This is a genomic window from uncultured Dysosmobacter sp. (assembly GCF_947631635.1).
Taxonomy (GTDB): Bacteria; Bacillota; Clostridia; order Oscillospirales; family Oscillospiraceae; genus Oscillibacter.
In genome coordinates, this window is record NZ_CANRMB010000003.1 from 23,578 (window position 1) to 47,154 (window position 23,577).

The 23,577-nt window shown below is 55.6% G+C and carries 22 protein-coding genes; all 22 read right to left on the minus strand.

The window, feature by feature from the left end; genetic code table 11:
• Nucleotides 1–32 precede the first annotated feature (32 nt).
• On the minus strand, nucleotides 33–1,526 hold the full coding sequence (locus tag Q0Z71_RS17055; protein WP_363316670.1) for a DNA cytosine methyltransferase: 1,494 nt from the start codon (nucleotides 1,524–1,526) through the stop codon (nucleotides 33–35).
• Between the two features lie 15 nt (nucleotides 1,527–1,541).
• Nucleotides 1,542–1,844 (minus strand): DNA cytosine methyltransferase, encoded by a 303-nt coding sequence (locus Q0Z71_RS02750; protein ID WP_298017898.1) that lies wholly within the window; start codon nucleotides 1,842–1,844, stop codon nucleotides 1,542–1,544.
• Nucleotides 1,845–1,862: 18 nt separating this feature from the next.
• Complete coding sequence (locus Q0Z71_RS02755) at nucleotides 1,863–2,759, minus strand: conjugal transfer protein TrbL family protein (protein WP_298018194.1); 897 nt, start codon at nucleotides 2,757–2,759, stop codon at nucleotides 1,863–1,865.
• A gap of 16 nt (nucleotides 2,760–2,775) precedes the next feature.
• Entirely contained in the window at nucleotides 2,776–3,204 is a 429-nt protein-coding gene (locus Q0Z71_RS02760) for a hypothetical protein (RefSeq protein ID WP_298017901.1), read from the minus strand.
• A gap of 8 nt (nucleotides 3,205–3,212) precedes the next feature.
• Complete coding sequence (locus Q0Z71_RS02765; protein ID WP_298017903.1) at nucleotides 3,213–3,548, minus strand: DUF3852 domain-containing protein; 336 nt, start codon at nucleotides 3,546–3,548, stop codon at nucleotides 3,213–3,215.
• 174 nt (nucleotides 3,549–3,722) lie between these two features.
• On the minus strand, nucleotides 3,723–9,320 hold the full coding sequence (locus Q0Z71_RS02770; RefSeq protein WP_298017907.1) for a SpaA isopeptide-forming pilin-related protein: 5,598 nt from the start codon (nucleotides 9,318–9,320) through the stop codon (nucleotides 3,723–3,725).
• A gap of 88 nt (nucleotides 9,321–9,408) precedes the next feature.
• Nucleotides 9,409–10,128 (minus strand): CAP domain-containing protein, encoded by a 720-nt coding sequence (locus Q0Z71_RS02775; RefSeq protein WP_298017909.1) that lies wholly within the window; start codon nucleotides 10,126–10,128, stop codon nucleotides 9,409–9,411.
• 113 nt (nucleotides 10,129–10,241) lie between these two features.
• Nucleotides 10,242–11,027 carry a class D sortase gene (locus Q0Z71_RS02780; protein WP_298017912.1) on the minus strand — a complete coding sequence of 262 codons (786 nt, stop codon included), beginning with the start codon at nucleotides 11,025–11,027 and terminating at the stop codon, nucleotides 10,242–10,244.
• The gene (locus Q0Z71_RS02785) at nucleotides 11,024–11,944 is read right to left on the minus strand and encodes a cell wall anchor protein (RefSeq protein WP_298017914.1); all 921 of its coding nucleotides are present in this window, start codon (nucleotides 11,942–11,944) and stop codon (nucleotides 11,024–11,026) included. Before Q0Z71_RS02785 ends, Q0Z71_RS02780 begins: the two co-directional genes overlap by 4 nt.
• Nucleotides 11,941–12,573, minus strand: a complete 633-nt coding sequence (locus tag Q0Z71_RS02790; RefSeq protein WP_298017916.1) for a hypothetical protein — start codon at nucleotides 12,571–12,573, stop codon at nucleotides 11,941–11,943. The genes Q0Z71_RS02785 and Q0Z71_RS02790 overlap by 4 nt, the downstream gene beginning before the upstream one ends.
• Nucleotides 12,574–12,587: 14 nt before the next feature.
• Nucleotides 12,588–13,319: a DUF3849 domain-containing protein gene (locus Q0Z71_RS02795; RefSeq protein WP_298017918.1), complete on the minus strand. Its 732-nt coding sequence runs from the start codon at nucleotides 13,317–13,319 to the stop codon at nucleotides 12,588–12,590.
• Complete coding sequence (locus Q0Z71_RS02800) at nucleotides 13,312–13,830, minus strand: hypothetical protein (RefSeq protein WP_298017921.1); 519 nt, start codon at nucleotides 13,828–13,830, stop codon at nucleotides 13,312–13,314. The genes Q0Z71_RS02795 and Q0Z71_RS02800 overlap by 8 nt, the downstream gene beginning before the upstream one ends.
• A gap of 17 nt (nucleotides 13,831–13,847) precedes the next feature.
• The gene (locus Q0Z71_RS02805) at nucleotides 13,848–14,840 is read right to left on the minus strand and encodes a DNA adenine methylase (protein WP_178746043.1); all 993 of its coding nucleotides are present in this window, start codon (nucleotides 14,838–14,840) and stop codon (nucleotides 13,848–13,850) included.
• Nucleotides 14,833–15,147 carry a hypothetical protein gene (locus tag Q0Z71_RS02810; protein ID WP_298017925.1) on the minus strand — a complete coding sequence of 105 codons (315 nt, stop codon included), beginning with the start codon at nucleotides 15,145–15,147 and terminating at the stop codon, nucleotides 14,833–14,835. Before Q0Z71_RS02810 ends, Q0Z71_RS02805 begins: the two co-directional genes overlap by 8 nt.
• A gap of 123 nt (nucleotides 15,148–15,270) precedes the next feature.
• Nucleotides 15,271–16,398 (minus strand): DUF4240 domain-containing protein, encoded by a 1,128-nt coding sequence (locus Q0Z71_RS02815; RefSeq protein ID WP_298017926.1) that lies wholly within the window; start codon nucleotides 16,396–16,398, stop codon nucleotides 15,271–15,273.
• Nucleotides 16,395–17,588, minus strand: a complete 1,194-nt coding sequence (locus Q0Z71_RS02820) for a hypothetical protein (protein WP_298017928.1) — start codon at nucleotides 17,586–17,588, stop codon at nucleotides 16,395–16,397. Before Q0Z71_RS02820 ends, Q0Z71_RS02815 begins: the two co-directional genes overlap by 4 nt.
• Complete coding sequence (locus Q0Z71_RS02825) at nucleotides 17,581–18,561, minus strand: DUF4314 domain-containing protein (protein WP_298017930.1); 981 nt, start codon at nucleotides 18,559–18,561, stop codon at nucleotides 17,581–17,583. Before Q0Z71_RS02825 ends, Q0Z71_RS02820 begins: the two co-directional genes overlap by 8 nt.
• A 2-nt stretch (nucleotides 18,562–18,563) precedes the next feature.
• Nucleotides 18,564–19,283 (minus strand): hypothetical protein, encoded by a 720-nt coding sequence (locus tag Q0Z71_RS02830; protein ID WP_298017932.1) that lies wholly within the window; start codon nucleotides 19,281–19,283, stop codon nucleotides 18,564–18,566.
• A gap of 166 nt (nucleotides 19,284–19,449) precedes the next feature.
• Complete coding sequence (locus Q0Z71_RS02835; RefSeq protein ID WP_298017935.1) at nucleotides 19,450–19,761, minus strand: DUF6809 family protein; 312 nt, start codon at nucleotides 19,759–19,761, stop codon at nucleotides 19,450–19,452.
• 158 nt (nucleotides 19,762–19,919) lie between these two features.
• Nucleotides 19,920–21,065 carry an antirestriction protein ArdA gene (locus Q0Z71_RS02840; RefSeq protein WP_298017937.1) on the minus strand — a complete coding sequence of 382 codons (1,146 nt, stop codon included), beginning with the start codon at nucleotides 21,063–21,065 and terminating at the stop codon, nucleotides 19,920–19,922.
• A complete protein-coding gene (locus Q0Z71_RS02845) occupies nucleotides 21,062–22,261 on the minus strand; it encodes an antirestriction protein ArdA (protein WP_298017939.1) in 1,200 nt (399 codons plus the stop codon). The genes Q0Z71_RS02840 and Q0Z71_RS02845 overlap by 4 nt, the downstream gene beginning before the upstream one ends.
• 270 nt (nucleotides 22,262–22,531) lie before the next feature.
• On the minus strand, nucleotides 22,532–23,209 hold the full coding sequence (locus Q0Z71_RS02850; RefSeq protein ID WP_298017941.1) for a hypothetical protein: 678 nt from the start codon (nucleotides 23,207–23,209) through the stop codon (nucleotides 22,532–22,534).
• Nucleotides 23,210–23,577 lie beyond the last annotated feature (368 nt).

Consider the following 23,577-nt stretch of genomic DNA (forward strand, 5'->3'; position numbering starts at 1 on the left):
AAGCGCGGGCAAAAGCTATTCACCAAAAGCAACTAAAGATGCCACTCCAAACCAAGCGCAATGACAAGAGCCACCCGCTCCATCAGGTATTCCACACAGGGGATGGCGACACTGTTGCCCAGGGCCTTATACCGCGCCGAATCCGAAGCGCCGGGGACATCTGTCCAGCCGTCCGGGTAGCCCTGCAGCCGTTCACATTCCAATGGGACCAGGCGGCGGAGCAGATGACAGAAAGCGTCACTCCATTCCGATACCGGACGGCAGACGATGTCTGTCGCATCCTTGTACTGCCGTGCGCTTTCCGTGGAGGCAATGTCATCCTCCTTGAACTGATCCACTCGCTGCCTGGAAAAGACACTATGCCTGTCCGTGGCGGTCAGGGTATAGGCGATATCCCGCTGCCAGCCAATGCCGTTGCCTCCGTTTTGCGGTTGGCGATCAATGGCGTTGCCGGTAATGCAGATAACTTCTTCTGCCTGAACCAGCGGGACATTGTTTCCACCGGTCCCATAGCGTGCCGACATGGTGGGCGCTACATCATGGGGGCCGGTGTATCTTCCGTCAATGCCATGATTTTCATATACCATGGGATGCTTCGGACGCAGTACCAGCGGCTGGTGTCCATGCTCCTGAGCTCGCAGGGTGCCGGTCACATCCTCACTGCACTCCATGATTTTTCCGCCCTGGTCGTTGATACAGAGGACGCTGGGCATGCAGTTGCCGCTGGCGCTGCCCTTGAGTGTTGGCGAAACGGTTTCATTGTAGGCAATGGACCCGGCGCTGGCTCCTGCCCCGGCAGAGAAGCTCGCCACAAAAGTTTGTTGTTTCATTCCCGGCTGCGCCTGCAGCGCGCCGGCGACCCCATGCAGGTCCCGCACCTCGTCCCGCTGGTTCATCGCAAACGCAACGGATTCTTCTGAGCCGTCGGGAGAAGCACCCGGCGTCGTGACGAAAGTCTGCATCTGGAGATTTTGCGTTGCCAGCAGCGCACCGGCTACATCGCCAAGGTCGATGCCTTCATTCCTTTGGTTGAAGTGGTAGGCTTTGAGTTCATCCGGAATCGGTCCGGGCGGGATCAATCCTCCCTGCATCGAAAGCGCTATTTCTAATAATTTCGGCAACAACTTGCCACGGCAGTCCGCACGGCGCAGCATTCCCCGGCACGCTTTTCGGGATAGCCAGTATCGGGATGGGACTGTATCCAGCAAAATCTGCCACAGCGTAGATTCTACGACGTCTTTGGGGCACTCCGAGGTATTGAGCGTCCCAAGTGATCCAAGCCACGCAGGATCGTACTCCCAGCACGGCCCCAGAATATTCCCAGCGTCCGGTCTCAGGTCTAACAACATGAAGGTGTGGTTCTTCAATTTGGAGGAACGATTCGAGGACTTTTTGAAAGTCTGCTCCAGGCCGTTTTTGACCGGTTGCAGGATCTCGCCCGCTGCTGAGCGCCCCGACGACGTTTTCCCAGATCCCGAATCGCGGGCGAACAAAGACTCCTGTCCTTCCAGTTCTTCTATCCGCATCGCGCATCTCCTTTATCACTCGGATTTGTTCCATAAAAAGGCCGGAACGCTCGCCAGCCAAACCAGCACGCGCTCCGGCCACAGACAGTCCTGGCACGGGCTGCCCCCGCAGATGATATCCACAGGCGGCAGATCCGCCCCGTTGAGCTTTGTAATGTCTCCCATATGCGTCATCTGCGGAAAGCGAAGCTTTGTCACAAGGATGGGAAACGGCTCGATCTCGCTGGCCCATACCGGCTCAACGCCGCAGCGGACTGCCGCAAGAGGGAAGCCGCCGATACCGTCGAACAGGCTGGCCATGGTAATACTTTTTTCCATTTGTGTTCCACCTCGTTCTTATTTGATTGCCGCAGCAATGGTCCTGGTGGTACTCACCGCCGCCTGCGCCGTGTATACGGCGCTCATGACGTTGGCTTTCGTTGTGGTATCCACTCCGAAATTTCCAGCGATGCGGGGAACCTCGCCGGCAGAGAGCATGAGGCCCACACCCATTAGCGCATGATCCTTGAAGATCATGAGTCCAGCAATGAGGATGGTGGACTGCAAAAAAGCAGTCAGGCACAGACCGATGACCTGCTTCATCCAGCCAACGAAGCCATCCAGATAGCCCCTGGGGATGCTGAACATATACAGAGAGCCCACGGCAATCTGAATAAGCAAAATGCCGCCCCGCTTGAGGTTGGCAAAGAACACCTTCAGCACTGCGTAAGCCATCAGGATCACACAGAACAGGATCATGATGGGGCTGGTGATGACATCCAGACCGAAATGGGTGCTGTTCACCGCGTCCGAGAGCGTCTGGATCTCGCTGAGCTCTGTGACGATGTCCTGGCCCACCTCGCCGATGCTTCGGCCATAGCCGGTGAGTCCCGCGGAAAAGGTCCCCTGCAGCGACACGGACAGTGCGTACAGCCGAACGGGAACCACCGTGAAGAGGCTCACCGCCAGGAAACCCTTGATGACGTTGAGGGCGCATTGCTGCAAATTGCCTCTGCCTGCGGAGTATTCAATGCCGCACTCAAAGGCGCAGACTACTACGCTCACAGCAAAGAGCGCCCAGCCCAGACGGGAGAAGAACAGCACGATGGCGTTTACCCAGTCCAGCTCAAACAGTTCCACGCCCATGTTGCCCATGAGGGCAAAGAAGTTGCCGAGAAAGCCCACGATCTGCCCGTAGATCCAGTCCACCAGCTGATCCAGCACCGTCGCGGCAACAAAATCCCAGATAAATATGGTTGCTCACCTCCGCCTACTTCATGGACTGCTGCCACCCCTGGTCAGCGTTCTGTTCCATCTCTTGAAAAATCTGTAGATAATCAGATGTGGCATCAGAGAGCGTTTGATAATCCTGACTGCTGGGCTGGTAGACATACCAGGATAGCTTACCGTTGTCATCCCAGATATGAGGGGTGATACCGCTTGGGAAATTTGGATTGGAAGTCATCTTCTTCCCCAGCAAATCAGAAAAACGCAGAAGTAAGTTATCTACTTCGCCTTCCTGTCGATTTAGAATTGTCAGGCGCAGGGCATTGTAGTGGTTTGAAATTTCGGTAGAAATGAATCGAATTTTTACACGATTCATTTCATTCAGCCGAACATAGCAGGCCCTGCCCACGAATGTGGTGTCAGGAGATCGGTCCCCTACGATTTTTCGAAGTTCCTGTTCAAAAAAATTCATGTTGCACCTCAGATCCCGATGATGGTCCAGATGTACTTGGGAGCTGTCAGGGTGAAGATCAGGCAGGCAAAGAGAATGGCGGGTCCCGTCCATTCAAACTGTCCCCGCTGCCGGTAGTCGAAGTACGCGCTGCCCAGTTTGACAAAGAACGCGATGGCGAGGATCATGTCCAGCGCGGGAAATACCACATTGTCCACCACGGTTTTGATCTGGCTTGCGGCATCTTTCCAGGTGTTTTCCACCGCTGAAGCAACATCGCCTGCGGCAAAGGCTGCCGTGCTGAGCAGGCAGGTCATCAGGAGCACCATGCCGAGGATACAAATCATTTTCTTGTGCTTTCTCATATATCGTCCTTTCCTTTTTGAAAAGGAGAGACTGTGGAGACAGCGACACCCAGATAAGAAACCAGGCTTTTGGGAGCTGTTTCCCTACAGCCTGGTTCCTTTCCGGATTTTTTGCACGGTTAAGGGTGGACCGCTTCAAATGAGCGGTCCACCCTTAAAGATTATTCGGAGGGCTTAATAGCCGGTGCGGGGCAGGGGCTTGCTGGGCTTATAAACTCTGGTGACCCAGCGGGAGGTCGCCATGATCCACTGGCCGTCGTAGACGCCACCCGCGTCCGCCTGATTGACGAACTGCGTGCCGCCTGTGAGCCAGGAGACCACGCTGCAGTACACTCTCGGTGCCTCTACCTGCCGGAAGTTGGCGGGTACCACGCCGAAGGATGCCATGAACTGTGTGACGTACTCATTGGAAGCAAGGCCCAGTGCCGCGGGCGATGCGTCCAGCACATAGTTTTGCGCTGTACTCAGATTGTCCGCCAGCACACGCCAGGTATCACCGCTGAGGTTGGTCTTGTACACCACCTTGTAATTGCCGGGGGTATTCCAGGTGCCGGTGACCAGCTTGTCCAGCCGGACCGCGTTGGTGGGCAGCGTGTCCCGCCAGTAGAACGAGGTCAGACTGGTGGTTGAGTTGTTGGCGATGTTGGAGAGGTCGTAGCGGATCGTCTGGCCGGGCATGACCTCCACGAAGCCGGTTTTCTTGATGGACACGTTGGTATACAGGCTCTTGTTGGTCATAGCCGCCTTGACGATCTGGCCAGCGAACTCGATCTCCACCTCAATGGGGGTCTTATCCAGTCCATAAAACTCCGCCGCCTGGGATTCTACGATTTTGTAGCGCCCCAGAGGCAGCACCTTACTGACCGCGAGCCCGTTCTTGTTCGTCTTAATCGTGTCTACAAGACGGTTTGTCTTATAGTTGTAGATCTCAAAGACGGTGTTGGGGATAGGAGTTCCGGCGGGCCAGCCGTTCATGCTGTTGTAGTCTGCGGAGGTCTTGGCGATCTGAATCTGACCTGTGACGGGCGTGTTCTCCCACTCGACCTCCGTAGTCTCGCCGGATCTGACATAAACGGTCTTTCTCTGCGTGTCAGGTACATAGCCCTCATTTTCCAGCTCACGCAGGTAATAGCGGCCAGGGGTCAGGTCCTCAAAGCGGACATACCCCCGGTCATCACTGGTTTCCTGGGCGATGGGGGTGTTGCTGCTGTCATAGAGGATAAAGGAAACACCGTAGATACCATCGCCTGTGGTACTGGAAATTTTGTGGATGAGAATGCCGCTGATTTTACGGTTTGTCACCGTTACGGGCTGGCACTTACCGTCTTTGACAGTAAAGTAATGGGGAGTGCTGTCCAGCCGGTATTTCTCGTTGGCCTTGGTCTCTGCAGCGTAGTAGCTGCCGTCCTCCAAAGTCACATACACCCGGCCATTGGAATCGGTTGTCACTGTGTCCACCAGTGCATCGTCACCGACCCTGCGGATCTCAAAGGTGGTGTTGGGGATGCGCTCATTTCGGTCAGCTTCATTGACCTTGATAATCTCCACGCCGCCAATAGGGTCGTTAAATACAGTAATGGTCTGGGTGTCCGCAGGGTTCACCACCACTGTCTGCGTCTGAGTGGCCGGGTCGATGGTATAGCCGGGGATGGTTTTTGTCTCCTTCACCACGACAGTCCCGGTGATGCCGGAAATGCGGATCTCACCGTTCGAGTCCGTGGTGTAGAGACCCTTGCTGGAGAGGTGGCCGTTGGCATCATCCACATAGCCACCGTCGGCGTAGGTGATCTGGAATTCCACACCGCTTAAAAGCTTGCCGCTCACACGATCTTTCTTCTGAACGACAAGCGTTCCCTGCTTTTTGTTATAAAAGCGCAGGGTCTGGACTTCGCCCTCTTTGATGAGAATACTCTTGGGGGTACCATCCAGGACATAGCCCTCGACAGTCTGTACTTCACGGGCGGTCACGGTCGTGCCGGGTTCCAGGTCAGTAATGGTGATCTGGCCCGCTTCATCCGTTACATACTCGCCGTTGCTCCGGCCTACCACAGCGCCGGAGCTGTCTGTCACAAGGAATCGGACACCTTCCAGCGGCTCATGGTCCGTGCCTTCAATGAACTTCTGAATCACCAAAGTTGTGCTTGGCGTGTTAAAAAACGTAAGTGTCTGGGTGTCGTTAGGATTGACGACGACCGTTTGGGTCTTCGTCGCGGGATCGATGGTGTAGCCAGGAATAGATTTCACCTCGGTCACGACCAGCGTACCTACGACGCCATTGATGGTGATCTTGCCGTCCTTATCGGTATAGTAAAGACCATTGCTGCTGATCCGGCCATTCTCGTCCGGCACATATTCGCCGGTAGAAGTAGTCACCTTGAAAGTGATCCCTTCCAGCGGCTCTCCGTTCAGCGAGTTTTTCTTCAGGATGACCAGGGAGCCGGCTTTGGAGTTTTTCACGACCACGGTCTGGGTGTCGCCGTTCTTCCCAATGACTACATTGGTAGAAGCTGTATCCATGACATAGCCGTCCGGAGCCTTGATCTCATTGATAACGTAGGCGCCGGGAGCCAGATTGGAGATGCGGATCTCTCCCTGCGCATCGGTGGTGAAAATGCCATTCTGCGTAAGCGTTGCAGTGCCGATAACACCGTCAAGGCTGACTTCACATCCAGCGGCAGTGGTCACACGGAACTCCGCGCCGGACAAAGGCTGCCCAGTGGCACTGTCCCGCTTCTGGATGATCAGTTTTCCCTTAGGCTGGTTGGCAAAAGTCAGGGATACTGTGCGCCCTTCCTTGATCTGAATCGCCTGGGACTGGGTATCGATGAGGAAGCCATCAGGCGCTTTCGTTTCTGTGACGATCACGCTCTTACCGGGCTTCAGGCCGTCAATGCGGATCTCGCCGTTGACATCCGTCTTGAAAATGCCGTTGGCATCACCGATCAGGGTGCCATCCGCATAAGTCACTTTGAATTCCGCATTGGCCAGCGTCACGCTGGGATTGACGGAGCAGACCTTACGGATCAGCAGAATGCCATCGGGGGCATTTTCGAAGGGCACGGTGACTACACTCTGTTCACCGCTGTCCGCCAGATAGACCGTCTCGGAGGACTGGATGATGCTGTATCCATCCGCGGGGTCCACTTCCTCCAGGATGTAGGTGCCGGCAGTCAGCCCCGTCCAGATGGCGGTGCCGTTTTTGCTGGTGATTTTCTGCCCGATGACGGTGCCGCCGGTACCGGAAGTGCCGCCCAGGAATCTCAGCAGGAACGTGGCCCCAGGCAAAGCTTCGTGAGTGACGCTATCGTATTTCTCGACGATAATGGCATTGAGGGGCGTGTTCTGAAATGTCAGGGTTTTGCTCTCGCTGCCATACAGGATGACCTTCTGCGTGGAAGGCTCTTTCATCTGGAAGCCGGGAGCGGGTTCCACCTCAGTCACCGTGTACTCGCCGGGGTACAGACGCTTACCGGACTCATGCAGTTTGATCTCTCCACGGGAATCCGTGAGGAAATAGCCATAGTCGATGGTTGCGGGCGCTTCGGCGGATTCACCGTTACTGGTATAGGTGATGTGGAACTTGGCACCCTCCACATCAGCACCTGCAACGCTGTCCTCCTTGTAGATGGTCAGCAGAGGCATTTTGCGGTTTTTGAACGTGATGCTCTTATCATCACCGGCGTTCAGGCTGATGGTCTGGACCCGGTCTGCGTCCTTGTCCGGCAAATAGTAGGGCGCGGGAACGGATTTCTCCGTGATCCGATAGGTGCCAGGGGCGACGCGGTCGGTAACAGTGCCGTCTTCGCCAGTGGTCCAGTCACTGCGGTAATCGCTGTCAATGCCCTCTACGGTAAAAACAGTTCCGGCGACCGGGCTGGAATCGTCCGCGTCGATTTTGGAGATGGTCAGCTGGGGCTGCTTCAGGTTCTCGAAAACAAGCTGCTGATCATCACCGGGACCCAGATAAATTGTCTGGGTGTTGGTTTCGTCCAGGACATAGGGCTTGGGCACGGACTTCTCCGTGACCTCATAGCTGTCTACGGGAATAGCAGTCAGAACGGCCTTGCCGGAAGTGTCTGTCGTGACGTCCTGATGGTAGCCGTAGTGGATGCCCTTGATCTCAAACACAGTTCCGGCAACAGGCAGCTTGTTCTGCTTGTCCAGCTTCTTAATGGTCAAATTGGGGAGCTTCTGGTCTTTGGCCGTCACCGTGACTGTGCCACCGCCATTGACAACGGCCTGATCCACGTGGGCGCAGACGGGAGAGGTCAGCTTGGCATAGGGGTCGGGGGCGGATACTTCAACGAAGGTATACATGCCCTCCGTGACATTGGTGACCGTGATCTTGCCGGAGGCATCCGTGGCTTCCGTGCCGATCAGCTGGCCGTCCTTAAGGATGTTGAATACCGCGCCGGAGAGCGGCCTGTCGGAATCATCCAGTTTGATGAGCTGGACTTTTACCTTGGCATCATTCTCAAAAACCAGGGAGACGTCGGATTTCCCGTCCCAGTAAAACTCCTGCCGCACCTTGCTGGCATCTTTGCTGAGAGAATACCCGGCAGGGGGCGTCACTTCCGTTGCCACATAGCTTCCCACGGGCATGGTATCCCAAGGCACATCACTCAGAGCGCCGCCAGCGCCGGTGGTGTAGGTACCGGTGAAGTTATTATCAACGCCGGTAATTTTGATGACCGCGCCGGCAAGGCCATGGCTGGGATTATCTGCATCGACTTTGCGGATACTGCCGCTGGCCGTGATGCTGGGCGTATCGGTAAAGGTGACGGTCACGCTATTACTGGTGCCATTGGGGAGGACGACATATTCAGGACCGGCGTTATCGATTGCATAGCCGTCCGGGGCAGCCGTTTCTGTGATGGCGTAGGTGCCGGCATCCAGCGGGGACAGCGTATAGGTCCCATCGGCATCGGTGGTGATATCCTTGGAGAAAGAGCCGTTTTGGGCTTCAATGTGGAATTTCGCACCAGGCAGCCCCTTGGTGGGGTTGGTGGCGTCCACCTTCTTGACCGTGAGCTTGTACTGTTCCTCAGTGATGTCCATGCTGAGCTCACCGACTACAACAGCCTGCACGGTATTCGCGGGATGGGAACTGGAGCCGGAGCCGGTGAACGAATACTCGTACACACTGCACTCACCCCACACGCCGCGGTTGCCGAGGTCGAAGATATACTGCGTTCTGTCCCGGAACGTAGAGCCGTCGCAGGCCTGGTCGATGCTTGTGTAATTCGCGTTTTTGAGGGAGTTCCAGACATACATCAGTTCCTCGGCACAGGCAGTTACAGGATCACCGAGGGAACCTGCCTTGTAGCGCCAGACGATGGCCTGCACCCAGGCATTCATATACCAGGTATACTCAGGTCCCCATACGTCATCCACGCCGAGGGCATGGGCTTCGTCGGTGAAGGTGCCGGTGGAGTGGGAATAGTAGTAGGCCATCATCATCTTGACGGTGGGATCGGAGATGGCCTGGGGATTTCCCCATGTCTGTCCGATCAGGGACTTTCCCATGCCTCCACCCTTGGTTCCACAGAAGCCAACGGTGGTCTTGCCGCCGTAATCGTAGTACATCTGATGCAGCGTACAGGTACCGAGGCTTGCCGACTGATAAGAAACGCCGGACATGCCGAAGCTCTCCAGCTTGATCGAATCGGTACCGGCAGCGAAGGCGGTTGCCGGGAAAAGTCCGAGCACGCAAACCAGCGCAAGCAGCAGTGCCGTTACGCGGGTTTTCAGAGAATGCCGCAATCTTTTCATAGAGCAGATACTTCCTTTCTTTTCGTAATTTGGCAACAAAAAAAGAGCCTTTCAGCGGTTGCTGAAAGGCCAGGGCAGGATGAGAACATTAAGCGTAGGGATTATTGGCTGTGGGATTGCCGACGAACATATAGCAGTAGGTCCTGCCGCCGCTCACGGTGATGCCGCCGCCGATGCTGTCACAGTCCGGGTCCAGCATCGTCCGCAAGTGTCCGGGAGAGTTTGCCCAGTTCGAGACCGCTCTCTGCGCGATGCCAGAAGCGGGACTGGCAGTGAACACCGTCAGGTTGGAGCCGAAGCCATAGGGGTATCCGCTCTCCAGTACCGCCTCGCACTCTTCCCGGTTATGGTGCGCGGTGAAGCCCTGTGCGGAGCAGCTCTGTGCGGCTTCCATGAGCCGTTCATCCACAGAGAGGTCCGGCAGCCCGTGTTCCCGGCGCAGAGCATTGGTCAGGTCTACGATCTCCTGCCGGCATTCTGATAGGTCCTGGGTCATGCTGCTTGTCGGGACTTTCTGCACTGGTGCTTCGCCGGTGTAGGGAGCGTCGCTGTCCACCTGAACGCCGTCGGACCAATAGACATTGAACCCCACTTTTTCACCGATGTCCCGGAGCTTCACATAGTTATGGCCTGCAATGTTATAGGCTGTCATCTGGACCTGACGGCCATCCACGAAGATGGGCTGCCAGGTCGGCTCCGCCACGACACCTGCCGCGGCCGCGATGGACCCACCGGTCAGCACGGCGCCGATGGCCACGCCAGTGAGCATGATGCTCATGTTCTTTCCTGCATTTTTGATTCTGTTCATATTCTACCCTCCGTGTCTTTTTCATGTACTTTGTGGAAAGCTCTTTGCAGCATCAACATAGCACAAGGCCTGGGCAGAAGTCGAACAGAACCGATCCGGCAAAAGGGAGAAAATCAAACCTCCACCGCTGTGACGCACCAGCGAGCGTCCCGCTGGTTGCGGACGCAGGTGTAGAGCGTGAGCATATTTTCGCCGGAAGCGGCAAGACCGCTGCGGTCCGTTTCGCTGACCTTGCTGACATTGGTCACCTTGTAGGTGCGAGCCCCCAGCTTGGTGGTCAGAGTGATCTTGTCCCCAATCTCCAGCGTGTGGATCTGTCCGAAGTAGTTGTTCACGCCCCTGTTGTGCGCCGCCAGCGCCACATTGCCATTCCAGATGCTGGTTTCCTCAAAGTGGCCGACGCCCTTTGCCAGTGTTTTGCTGTCCGTACCCTGGTAGACCTTCACGCTCAGATCCAGAGCGGGAATTTTCAGCGTACCCAGATATCCTGCCGAGTAGTAGAGGTCGGAGGTGACCTCGGTATAGCCAGTGGTGATCACGGTACTGGAGGGGGATGTGACCACCGCACTGCCGGGGTCCACGACAGCCGCGGAGTTGCCGCCGATGACTGTGCCGGTGGCGGGCATACCGCCGAGGGCCAGATTCGGCGTGAGGTAAGTTCCGGTATTCATGGCGTCCATACTGGGTGTTCCGAAGCCGGGAGGGATGAGGGCGGCATTCTTGCTGACGTCCTCATTTTTCATTGCCCCGCCGTCTGCCGTATGCACCACCTCGATGGAGGTGGGCGTTCCATAGGACGGCCCCTCAGGGGCATCGATGGTATACTCCAGCGCATAGGCGGGAGCGGCCAGAGCAGCCGTCAGGCAAAGGCTCAGGCAAAGACTCATCATTTTCTTCATTCTTCCGCGTCCTCCTCATCAGCGTTTTCTTTCCTGTGCTTCAACAGCAGCGCTCCGCCGATTCCTGCGCCTGCCACAGCGACAACACCCAGGGGAATCAGCACATAGGACCAACGGAAGGCCGGGGTGCCTGCATCGGTTTCCACAGGCAGTGCGGGCTGGATGGGTGTGCCTTCGAAGATGGCAACATAGCGCACACGGTTCAGGGCAATGCGGCTGACTGTGCCGGTGTATTCTGCCGTGACCGTGTAGCCGGTGACATAGCTGCTGGTGGCGCTGCCGGTGTAGGTGGCGATGGCGGTATAGCGGTCACCCAGGGCGTAACCGTCCGTGGTGGCGGTGTTGTCCGTTTGCCACTGGATCTCCTGCAGCGTCAGGGTGCGTCCGTTTTCCTCAATGGTCTTGGGGATGTACTGGGTATCCTGACCGGTGAGGTTGGGATAGCTGCGCTTGGCGGAGACCTCCTTGGTGGAGCTGCCATAGCCCGCAGGCTCCACCTGGACGGTATCAAGTCGGAGCGTCAAGTTCCCAACAAGTCCATCGTCGGTGATGAACTCCTTTTCCTGGGGCAGCAGGGCCAGGACAGATTCCATATCCTTCTTCTTGCTCTGGAGGGTGACGGTCTCCGTGTGCTGGCGGCTCTCATTTTCCGGCAGTTCCTGTTTGAGCAGGTCCGTCAGGGTATACTGGAAGCCATCCTTCTGGAAATCCGAGCGAGGGATTCCGGCAGGGTCATCCTCGGGACCCAGATCATAGATCTTCTTCAGTTCCGTCCCATCGTCGCTGCGGACGATGGAGGTGGGGTAGCAGACCTTGGCATTGGGAGGGGCAGTCTCAAAGTCCGCCGCCAGAGCGGTGGGGGCCAGCGCCATGGTCAGGCACAGCGCCGCGGCGCAAATGGAAAGCATTCGTTTCATTTCATGTTCCTCCTATTTTCATCTTCATAATAGTTTTTCGTGTACTTCAGCATCAGCTGGTACTCCCAGGGTTCCGGTTCCAGCGACAGATACGCCCCATCCTTGGTCATGGCGTCTACCTTATAGCACAGGACCAGCGGGAGCGGTCCCTGTTTCTTCACATCCTGGGGCGAGACCCAGCCAACGCCGTAAACATACATGGAGCGGATCGCGGAATCGTATTTCCCGCCATATCCACGCCAGAGCAATTTGTCCCGCAGCTCCTCCCGCAGTTTTTTCCCCGTGGGGATGGGGACCATTCGCTCAGGCTCCAGCATATAGCGGGGGCGCAGCTCATCGACGCAGGTATTCAGCGCTTTCTTCAGCTCCGGCAGTTCGCGCGTCAGGCCACAGGAGCGGTAATCCGCTGCCAGCACATCCTCCCCCTGCGCTTCACCGGGGAACAGGCGGACACAGCGGATCAGTTCCCAAACACGGCCTTCATCCGCCATGCCGAGGATGCGGGTTCCCTCAGCGGGAAGCGTCCGGTAATGGGAGATGGCGTCCTTCAGCGTCTGAAACCGCCGGATATTCCAGCCGGTACAGCGTCCGGGGCGGAGATCGTCCACGGTATAAAATGTCACGCACATTCGTGATTCCTCCTTCATTTCATCGTCATGCCGCCCATGGCAGGGGCATCCGTCTTTTCCTGCCCGCACAGTGCGTCCAGCTTTTCCAGCGCCCAGTCCGGCAGGTATTCCTCCTTCAGAACGCCCACAAAATCCGAGCGGTTCCAGCGTGTCATCTCTCCGTCACCCAGGCAGGTGCAGCGGACGGAACGCCCTCTGGCGTGGGGGCTGCAGCCGAAGCCGTCGTGGGCGTACCAGAGCTGATCCTCCTGACGCCAGCAGGATTCCTTCAGCGTATCAGGGCTGAGTACCAGCACCTTGCCTGTAAAGTCCTGCTCGCTCCGGTCACCTGTGCAATGCTCAGGACCGAACAGACCCAAATCCTGATATGCTTTCCGATACAAATTCACGAAACCATCCAGCACGGCGGGATGGCTGCGAACCGTGAAATCGCTGTTGTGGTCGGGATCTGCGGGAATGTAGAAACGCTCCGCCCAGAGCTTGTTGGACTGGCTGAAGCGCCCGTCCGACTTGAGTTCGTGCAGCGTATTGGCAAGGACCCAAGCCGTGCGCTTGTAGCCGTACTCCTCCAGCACAGGCTTCAGGCAGTCAGAAGAGAGGTGCATTCCGTCAAAGTTCTGCCGGATGGCATCCTCAATGGCCTGCCTGCACGCCACATTGGCTCGGTAGCTTTCACGCCAGAGTGCGATCTCGTTCCGCCTCCTGGCATCCTTGGCCCCCCATGGATAGAGGTAGGTATCATTCATGACAGTACCCCTCGTGCATCAGGAGGCGGTGGACGCCCGCCAGCAGGACGCCGGAATCGGTCAGCATGGAGCACAGATCTTCATCCAGTTCATCCAGGAACTGGTCTGCGTCGGGCTTTTCCATGGGCTGGATAATGATTCTGCCCTCCTGCACACAGGTGGCCAGTTCAGATTCGGGATCGATCCCCGCTTCTTCCAGCTGGCAAGGCGGGATGCAGATGCCAAAACAGGAAGTTCGGTGTCCGCAGTTCAGACACTCGCACTCCACATCCTCCATGGCTCGACGGCTGGCTGCCGCCAGGTCAGAGATGAGCTGGGTGTTGATGTCGACCAGCATTTGGATGGTCTTCACCGTCTCCCCCGCGGTGGGGCACTCCGGCAAAAGCAGGACGCAGCCGTCATCCGCATGAAGATGCAGTTCATCCTGACCGTCAAGGCCTGAGATTTGAAGTGCAGCGCGGGGGATAGAGAGGGCCTTTCTTTCGGGATCAGGGCAAATCTTGAATTTCATAGTAATCGTTCTCCTTTTCATGAATGATATTTGATCGGTCGGTCAGGCCGATGGATCACTTTCAGTTCCAGATCCCCCAACTGCCCGTCAAAGAGGCTCATCTGACGGTTCAGGTATGGTTCTGGATCGTAGTTGGTGATGATGAGTTCACCGAATTCCGCGCCTTTTTTCTGCGACAGCGGATTATTCCGGCGAAAGGCTAAAATGTAATAATCCTGGTAGAGCTTTCGAATGAAGGGACAGTCGTTGTAGGAGACTACGATATAGCCCTTGCACTGGGAAAGCACCTGCCACAAACGGACGTGGAAATGGCGGATGCGACGGATAGTTCGAATGTTGCGAGATACACGGTAAATCTTTTCAGTCGTGACATAGGGCGGATCCGAATAGATTAGTCCTCCCTTGCGATCCCGTTCCCGAATGAGCTGTAGAGCGTTCTTGTTTTCCAGCGGCACATCTTTTAGCCGCTCGGACACCGCGGGAAACAGGCCGAGAAAGTGCTCTATATCTACACCCTTCACGCCGTAGGAAGTAACTGTCCCGCTGAAGCTGCCACGGATGGCCTTGTAGAAAGCTGCCGCCCGCTTCACATCATAGAGCCGAAGCCGTTCCTTGAAGATGGGGAGCAGTTCTCCGGCTTGCTCCTCCGTAAAGCAGGAGCGGTCACCCAGACAAGCGATCTCCTCCTGAATGTTTTGATAATAGACATCCTTGTGTGCTACAAAGTCACGGTAGTATTCGAACAACGTTCTGGATTGAATGGGCAAAAATTTCAGTTCTCGCATCAGAACGTTGGAACGTTCCTTAATGCAGGAGAACAGATTGACCAACTCCGAATCCAAATCGTTGTAGATGTCCAGTCGGTTTGAATCTGGGGGAAGAGCTAACAGCACGGCACCGCTGCCGCCGAAAGGCTCCACATACTGCCGGAGCTTCGGAGGAAATGCCGGAAGGATGTAGGGGGCGAGCTTCTCCTTGCTTCCAATCCAGGGAAAGGGGGGCTTAGCCATGACGAGTTCCCTCACGCTCCTGAAAACGGTCCATGGATGTCTCCAGTCCACGGATTGCCGCCTCCAATCCAGCTACCATGCTCTGAAGTTGGCGGATGGTGGAGTAGATCTCGCTTGCAGTGACGGCGTAAAAATAGCCGTTTCGGTCGCTGCCGATTGGATATCCTTTGCGCCTAAGACGGTTCACCAACTTCCGCAGGTCTGTACCACTGATGCAAAGAACCCGTTCCAACTCGGCGCCGCTGACGCGATATTGTCTGCCGGGGCAGGCACCCTTTAGGTATGCAAGCAGCTTTTCTTCACGCATTTTCTTTCCTTTCCGGAGCCTGGTTTTCCGAAAAAGGGCATAAAAAAAGAAGGGGCCGTTTCCCCTTTCGGAAAACGGCCCCTAAATCTAATTTTCAAATTCGCAATGGCGGATGGCGATATGCTATTTCATCTTCATGCTCATAGTCTGCGTCTGGGATGGATACTGCACATAGGCATTGCCGACAAAAACGCCGGGATGCTCGTCTTCGTAACGGCAACCCAGCGCATCCAGATTCATGTATTCATACAGCTCCTCCGGTACGGAGGTTTCATGGGCAAGATAGTACCTGCCCAATGACTCGTAGCAGTTCACGCCTTTCAGGATCGCATACTCAGAAGCATGATCCAACAGTTCCATTGCCCGTTCTGTCGATTTCGGATCGTAGCGCAGGACGATTGCGGCAAGTATGGCTTCCTCGTCGGCAGTCAGCGTCCCGACTCTTCGGCGAACGGCGTTGGCTGTCGGGCAATCCGCGCGAAATGAATAGTATTGCTCTACCGCTTTTACAGGCAACGGTCCCTTAGCAGACCAAGTGACCATCTGAGCCTCGTGTTTTTGGCAGAGGCGAGGGAAAATCCGCGGCAGATCCTCCAGCGTCCAGTTCGGGTCGAAGTCCCGCTTTTCCGGGATATCTTCCATCAGGCTGTCCAGCAGTTTAGGATTCGATGGGATCTGTCGCAAATCTTCATACAGATCATATTTCAACTCCAAACACCTCTGTAGGAAAGCATTGGCAATGCCTACGCTGAGATTCTTCTTATGAGGCGACGCTCTCATCAGGCGATCCAACACCTGCTGCTCAGACTGCGACGCCCAGTTGATGTAGTCCCGGATGACGTCTGTCAGCGGACCGGCTTCATACGCCTTGCGCTGGGCATAGGCTTTGGGTGCGACGTAAGCGTACTGCTCAAAATTGAGGCTCTGCCCCTCGGTATCCACTTCGGCAAGAGATTCCGGGTCCTTCAGCGCGGCCATATACACATCCCTGCCCTGGGAGATCAGCCAGCTGCGGAAGTCCATAAATCCGTCATCTGAGCAGTGGACGCCCATGGCGCCGCTTGCCGCCCAAAGCTCGGCGCGATAAGCGGCATCGTCATAGAATTGGAATATCTCCTGCCACTCCATGATCTCTGCCGAAGGCAGCTTTCTCAGCTGCTCCTGGAGCGCGAAAAGGATCGCTTCCTGATCCCTGGGATCGGCGCTGCTGCGAACGTCATCCACAATGCGCCAGAATTGTTCCTTGTTCATTTCATATTCATCCCCATTTCCTGAGATTGCTGGGTCAGTATAGGTTGTCCGTCCTGCCGCTCGATCACTCCATATTCCGTCAGGATGGCGTGTTGGCTCTGGAGCAGGGCATCTCCATAGGTGTACAGGTTGACGTGGGGTAGCAGGATCTCCGCGTCGCTCTTCGCCATGGTCACTTTCAGCTCACCTCTGGCTACATCCACTGGAGAGCTGAAGCTGGGCGTGAAGATATAGCTGTCCAGAGCGTCCATCAGCATCATGGCGTTTTGCAGGTCCCGGCATTGGGCGGCTGCCAGCAATGCCTTGTATCCAGCCAGCTTCTCCTGCGGGATGTTGTCCAGCCACTGACTGAACCGGTCGACTTCCGCCACATTATTGGCGCTGCTGACGGCATCCATCAGAGCGGGGACGCGGCAGTCGATGCATTGGAAAGATACTTCAGCCCATGTTGCCGCCCCCAGCTCAATCAGCGCGTGGTCCATCTCGGCAGGGGATGACGGGAACCACAGCTGGACAGTCTTTTCGCTGTCATACGCAGGATCATGGAACCATCCCTTCGTCAGTTCCAGCAGGACTGTGTATGGTGGTTTCTTCGGGGTCAGATCCATGTCCTTGTACGCTTCCACCAAGTCAGCGTGACGGACAACGTAGCCAAAGCAGCCGTAGGTGTCCCGATCCACAAACACGCCGCCCTCCTCATTGCGTGCTTTTCTTCCCAGGGCTTCAAAGTCCAGCAATTCGTAGACGGGATCGGGAACATTCTCTGTAATGTGGATGAAGCCGTTGTCCGCATAGAATCTGCCCAGCTGGGAGTCGTTCAATGCCTCGGCTACCACATGGCAGCAGTCCGCACTGTAGGCAAGGTCGATGAGCTTCGGGACGAGAATATCGCCGTCCCGCTTTTCCACTTCCATTTTCAGAAGCCCCGCAAAGGCTGTCTGTTGTGCCGGGTTCAAATCAGCCAGCCTTCGGGAGAGGGCGTTCAGCTCATAGAGGTTCAGAGTGTCGCTGATAAACGGTGCCAGGTAGTTGTAGCCATAGTAGTCGCAGATATCAAAGTACAGCTTGTCCGATGCTGAGAGCCGCAGCTTGTCCAGTGCGTCCAGCAGTTCATAATCTGTTGCCGGCAACTCCAGTTCGCAGTGCCTGATATTACCTCCGGACAACTCCACTAAGAAAAGTTTATCCACGGCCAAGCCCTCCCATCCGCGGTCCATCCTGTTCATAGGCGGCAGGGTCCGCACCGGGGACTCCCCAGCCCACCATGGAGCCGACCTTCATGGCTTCCTCCTGCGCCTTTGTCACGCCCAGGCGCTCATTGTTTTCATCCGCCAGTTCCCGGTTCTGCTCAGGATCGGTGGTACTCCAATCGCTGGGATAGTACCCGCTCTCGCCCCGCTTGATGCAGATGAGTTCGCCGGTGGAGGGGAGAACGGAGAAGCACAGCTCCGGCAATCCTTCCGCCAGCTTAGGTGAGAAGCACTCCTGCTCGGTCTGGATGCTCCAGTTTTCCCACTGCCACAGGTGGGCGTAGATCTCATGGCCGTCCGGCACGGAAATCTCCCGCTGTTCGAAGCCTTCGCCGAATCCATCTGACGCCTGTCCGGACACAAATTCTTTCAGCCCGGTCAGTTCCTCCGGCGTCAGCTCACCGGCGATCTGGCATTCCGCCACGCCCCAGAGCTTCTGATCCCTCACCTCGGCGGCGAAGGTGACCTTTCGGACCTTCCGGGCAATATCGTCGTTCTTGCTGTAATAGTGCATGAGTCCCCGCTCTGCCTCTGCGGGCAGCTCCTCACGCCGGAGCGCCGCGTTGATGCTGTCCACATAGCGGATGGCCTCATAATTGCTCAGTTCAGTCGGCTCGTTCTCTGTGCCGCCCCATCCGTCGCTCTCGAAGCGATCTACCGTCATAGGCATATACAGCTTGAGCGTGGTCAGCTTGGGCGGCAGCACAGAAAAGCTGTCCTCACCAGGGATCAGCGCCAGCGTCCTGCCGTTGTCCCATTTCATCAGAAGCTGGCCGGCGTCATCCACCATCTCGACGCTGCCTTCAGTGCCGGATTCCACCGGCGCGTAGGGATCTGACATGGAGTTCAGGCGGACACGGGTACCCTTGGGATACTGCTCTTTCAGAAATTTTACGAAATTGCGGTCGATCATGTTCACATACCTCCCATTTTCATGCCCTGATCGGGCGTTTCATATTTCTCCAGCGGACGAGGATTTTCCTCCCCGAAGAGATTGAAGAGGATATCGTCCACTCCCTTGCGGACAGCGGGGTCATCTGTCAGGGTCTCATACCGGAAGCCAGTAATGGGCCGGTCCGGCAGCTCATCTTCGATACACCGCAGGTATGCTTCGACATCCGTAAATTCCTGGGTGTCGCCATTGACAAATGTGACCCTGCCGACCAGCGGCTTTTCTTGCTGCGCCATGTTCTGCCGCTGGACGTTCAGATCAAATGCTGTCAGGTAGGCGTTGTAGTCGCCGGGGGATGGATTGCAGCGGAGACAGTAGCGGTAGTTCTCTGTTTCTATGACATAGCCATAGTTCTGGACCCAGCCGCCGCTGATCTTTCCCCCGTGACCGTAGCAGTAACGCTCCATGGCAAAGCGGTTTTTCAAGACGCTCTCCCGAAGCTCATCCACTACCTCCTGAAGCTCGGATTTGAACGTGGGGCTGTTCAGCTCCTCCGGTCCGCGGGGCCACCAGGTGTGCCAGAACTCATTTCCGCTGCGACCGAAGTCCATCCGGACATGGCCGATGGCGCCCAGCCGCTCATCCTCCACAGGAAGCTGGGCATAAAACAAGCCCGCTTCCTCGGGAGAAGCGGGCCTGATCTGGAACCTGGTGTTATTGGGTTTGGGTTCGCTTTTCTGCATTGTATTTCACCTCTTTTCCTGTGGTATAGCCACACAACATACAACAGCGTTTTGCGAAAGTCTAACCTTTGTTATTGTAGCCGATGCCATACCACGATGCGAACTTCCTATTGACTATCATCGCGTTTGCGTACCATGCCGTCACCGGACGGCCTATGCTTTGCCACTATTCATCCCTCCTTAAGTCTGCAAGCCGTCCCATTCTGCGCTCTTCTTCCTCAGCGAATGAGTAGGGCGGCTCTATGTTCAGTTCACCGATAATGCCCCACGCTAGACGAAAGCCTGCCGCAAAGCTGGCGAGGGAAATCTCGTCCCGCAACTCCGCCTCCAGATCCACTAGCTTCAGCAGCTTGCGCCGTTCATCCTTGGGGCTGTCCTCCGTCAGTTCCTGGTGGAGCTCATTCAGTTCCTGCCGCAGTTCCAGAAAGTCCGGTTCCTTGAAGAATTGCCGCTGCAGTCCTCTCATGTATTCGTACATCACATCGCCTCCTGTCAACGACGCACCATACCGCAATTTCGAAGCAATAGCTATACGTCGGGGTAAGTGTTATCAAAAAGTTATCAATTCAGTGTCTATTTCCTAATGAATAGCGGTAACCGTGACACACTCTTTCCGTAATAGCTACCAGAAGTTTTTCAAAGTCCCTTCATCTGCTGGGTCTGACTTTGCTCAGGAAAGGGCGGTTCGAAACGCCGCAGCAAACCGAACTCGGTCTGGATGACATGGTCCTTATCCATGCAGTCCTGTCCATACTGCTCAAAGTCCATGTAACCGTCCAGCTCCGCGATCTCGTCGTGATCCAATTCCAACAGTTCCTGTAGGCGCTGCTGTCCATACTCGTAGGTTCCCTCAACGATGCGCTCGTAATTGTCCAGATCCTGCAAAAGCTCATAGGCGCGGCGCAGGGTGTCCGGCTGCTCGGCATCCAGCACGGCGGCGTAGGTCAAAAGAGCGCCGTCTGTCTGCCAGATTGCCTCCAACGCTTCGGCGAACTCATTGTATTCCTCCACGGAAGGGCATTCCATGGCATGGATCATCTGCCCGATATAGGGAGTCTTGAAGCGCACATCCCGAATCTGCGCCTCGGCAAATTCATCAATGCAAAGGTATTTCTTCACGGAAGACAGGTACTCCTCATCCGCGGGAAGGATGAGAGGATAGTCCGCATGGCGGGCGGTACGGAGGGTCAGGCGGAGCATCTCGTCCCGGCTTTCCACACGGAATGGCTTTTGAGACTGAAGCTGCGGTGGCAGTTCCGTTTTCCTGACCACATAACCGTTCAGCGTATATGCCCCGCCGTGGTCACTGTAAAACTCCGCGCCGATGCCAACATAGTCCAGATACGGCTTGATGTTTTCGGGGCAGTCGATCACGCCGTGCGCAACGAGGTAATTCCCCAGAGTGCGGTCCGATGTCACCTCCTCCAGCATGACATATTCTTTCACCCTATTCGCCGCATTCAGGATATCGTCCATACCGTTGATGGAATTGCCGTCCAGCACGCCCTCCATCTTCATCTGATCCTCCCGGCTCATGCCCTGAAGCAATTCCGCCAGTTGGTTGAGCTTCCGCAGGATTTCGCTGTCCTCCACATCTGCTTTGCAAATGTACCGGCTCAGATTTCGGACTTCACTGTCCACCTTATAGATCTCCGTGGTGGAAGGGTCCGGACAGATGGTGTCCAGTTTCGCAAAGGCGTTTCCGATATCAGCAGGCGTTGCAGGAAGTGAGAGGGGGACAGGCTCTGTGCCGGCTTTTCTCGTCAGATACAGTGTCATCATTTCATCCCTCCCATCTGGAGGCCCTGTTCCTCCCGAAAGGATTCTGCCGGGTCCTCCATCATCAGTTCCTCCAGGCTCATGGTTCCGTGGTAAGAAACATAACCTCTATCGGTGAACATGCCGGATTCCTGCTCCATACGCTGGAGGCCGAACTTTTCATAGTCGTAAAATCCTTCCAGATTCTCGTCATATTCAAAGTGGCCGGACTCCTGGATCATAAATCTGCCGTACTCTGCGGGCGTGTGAGCGCCAGGAGCAAATTCAAACTGATCCAGATTCTCTGCCAGACGGCAGATCTGGGAGGCGTATTCTGGTTCGGCCATTTCCACCACAGCGCCCAGCTTTTTCTGCGCCTCCACAGAGAGCTTGCTTACCGCCAATGCCAGGTTGTTGAGTTCGTAGATATTTTCGTATCGGAAGTCCAGCGTAGCATCCACCTCATCGGGGAACATACTTTCAGAAAATCGGAAGCGCATATCCGCAGGGTCTGTAATGCCGGAACGCACCATGGCGCGTTCCAATTGGCCCTTGGCTGCGGGAAGGTAAAACCATGTGATATTTTTCGTTTCCTCCGGCTCCAGGCGATGGGTCAATCCCATCATGAGCATACACGGTTCATAGAGATATGCCGGGAAGTGCTGTCCATCATAATACTGCTCCAATTTCATGCCGTTGTCGTAGACCACACCGTAAGGCGTGACCGCTCCGGTACCGCTGTCGATGAGTAATCTGGCGGTTTCGGCACCGTCCAGGTCCTCTAATTCCTGCGTGCTGGCGCAGCCGCCATGCAGATTCATGTAGTGGTCACGGCCAATGGCCTCCAAATTGGTGAAGTCCGTGATGACGGTGGCCTGCTGACAGCAGAAGGTCAGGTTGATAAGGTCCTTCAGTTCAAATAGTTCCAGCTTGTGTGCCATGGCCTGAAATTGCGCAGCCTCTCCAACATCAAAGCTCGCCAATCGCTTGGCAAGATAGTCCAGTTCGTCCAGGTTGACGGTGAGCATTTCCATACGTTTCAAGACAGGAAATGCGCTGCTGATCTCCAGGACCTTGCAATCCTGCTTGGTAGCGCTGCCGACCTCCAGTTTCTCCAACAGCTCGACACAGTCCTCGTATTGGTCCTGTGCCAGTGGGAATGGGATGGTGGCCTGCCCGTATTCCGGGTGCTTGGAATTACTGAGAATTACCTGCATCATTGCTTTTTTCCTCCTTTCCTATGATCTCGCTCATTCTGCTCCGCAGGCAGCTCCCGTCTGAGCCCCAGCAGAGGAAGCCGTGGCGGGGATACGGGCAGTCCCGACAGTTTGGAGAATGGGTGCATATAGGATTTGGCTCCGGTTCCGGGTGATACTCCGGGACTTGAGAAAGCCTGATGTTAAATCGGAGCTTGTCTCCAGCTCTCATAAGTGATTTCCTCCAAAATGAAAAAAGAGTCGGACATTTCTGTCCGACTCAGCCGTCTGATCTTATTTCATTGTCATACCGCTCTGCTCCGGGGATTCCCGGCGATGCAGGTCATTCTCCGGTACCAGCTGCTCAACCTGCGTCATAATATTCTTCAGCTCCCGATCCTGCCCGATGGAAAGAGACTCGTCCTGCTCCCTGGTGAAGCGCAGGGCATGGTAGATCTCGGCGAGTTGCTCCGGTGCAAAAAGGGCGTCTTTCTGAACCAGCCCGCTCCGTGTGGCGAAGTCCCGCTTCGCTTCCTCGTAATGCTCATAGAAATAGTTCCCGGTGTGGACGCCCTCACGATTCCAATCCCATTCCCAGGTAATGAAGCGGACGCCATAGCTGGTGGGATGCCCCGCCAGAACGATGCAGTTGAAATCCGCCAGGACACGGTAGTCGCCCTCCAAATCTCTTGCCTTGAGCTGCGGCGCACATTCCATCATTGCCATGTACTCGGAGGTCGTTTTTGCGATGTCGATCACGTTTTGCAACTCCGCCTGTGCGCCATTGGCATCCACATTCTGCTGGCGGTACAGGACACTGCCTTTGCCAGAGATGCGGCATAGGTAGCTCCCGTTCCAGGTGACGGGAAGGTGATGGTCTTCAATCCGCTCGGTATCGAAACCTGCTCGCTTCAGACTGATGGCTACTTCTTCAAGGTAGCGAAGCTGCGCCATATCATTTTGCTTGTCCATATCAATTTCCTCCTGCAAAAAAATAAACCGGAGTGAACTTGATCACTCCGGCAGGTAAACGTATGATGGGAAACCATACTCTTTTGAAACTGGTCAACACCTCATTTGCTTAATTCCGCCTGTATTTCGTCGATGGGTGGTTTGTGATAAAATGTAGGCGTAACCTCTTTGTTCATAAAAAATTTACAATTTCAAGAAAGAAAAAAGAGCCGATTTTTCAAAATTATCTTGAAAAATCGGCTCGAAATAGAGGGGGCGTTAGTTCATGTCATTCTGAATATTCACCTGATGCTTTCGGTATCTTTTTTTCGCAACCTCAAATGGGGGGACGAAAAAACCCTAGAACCGTTGCGGTTCTAGGGTTTCAT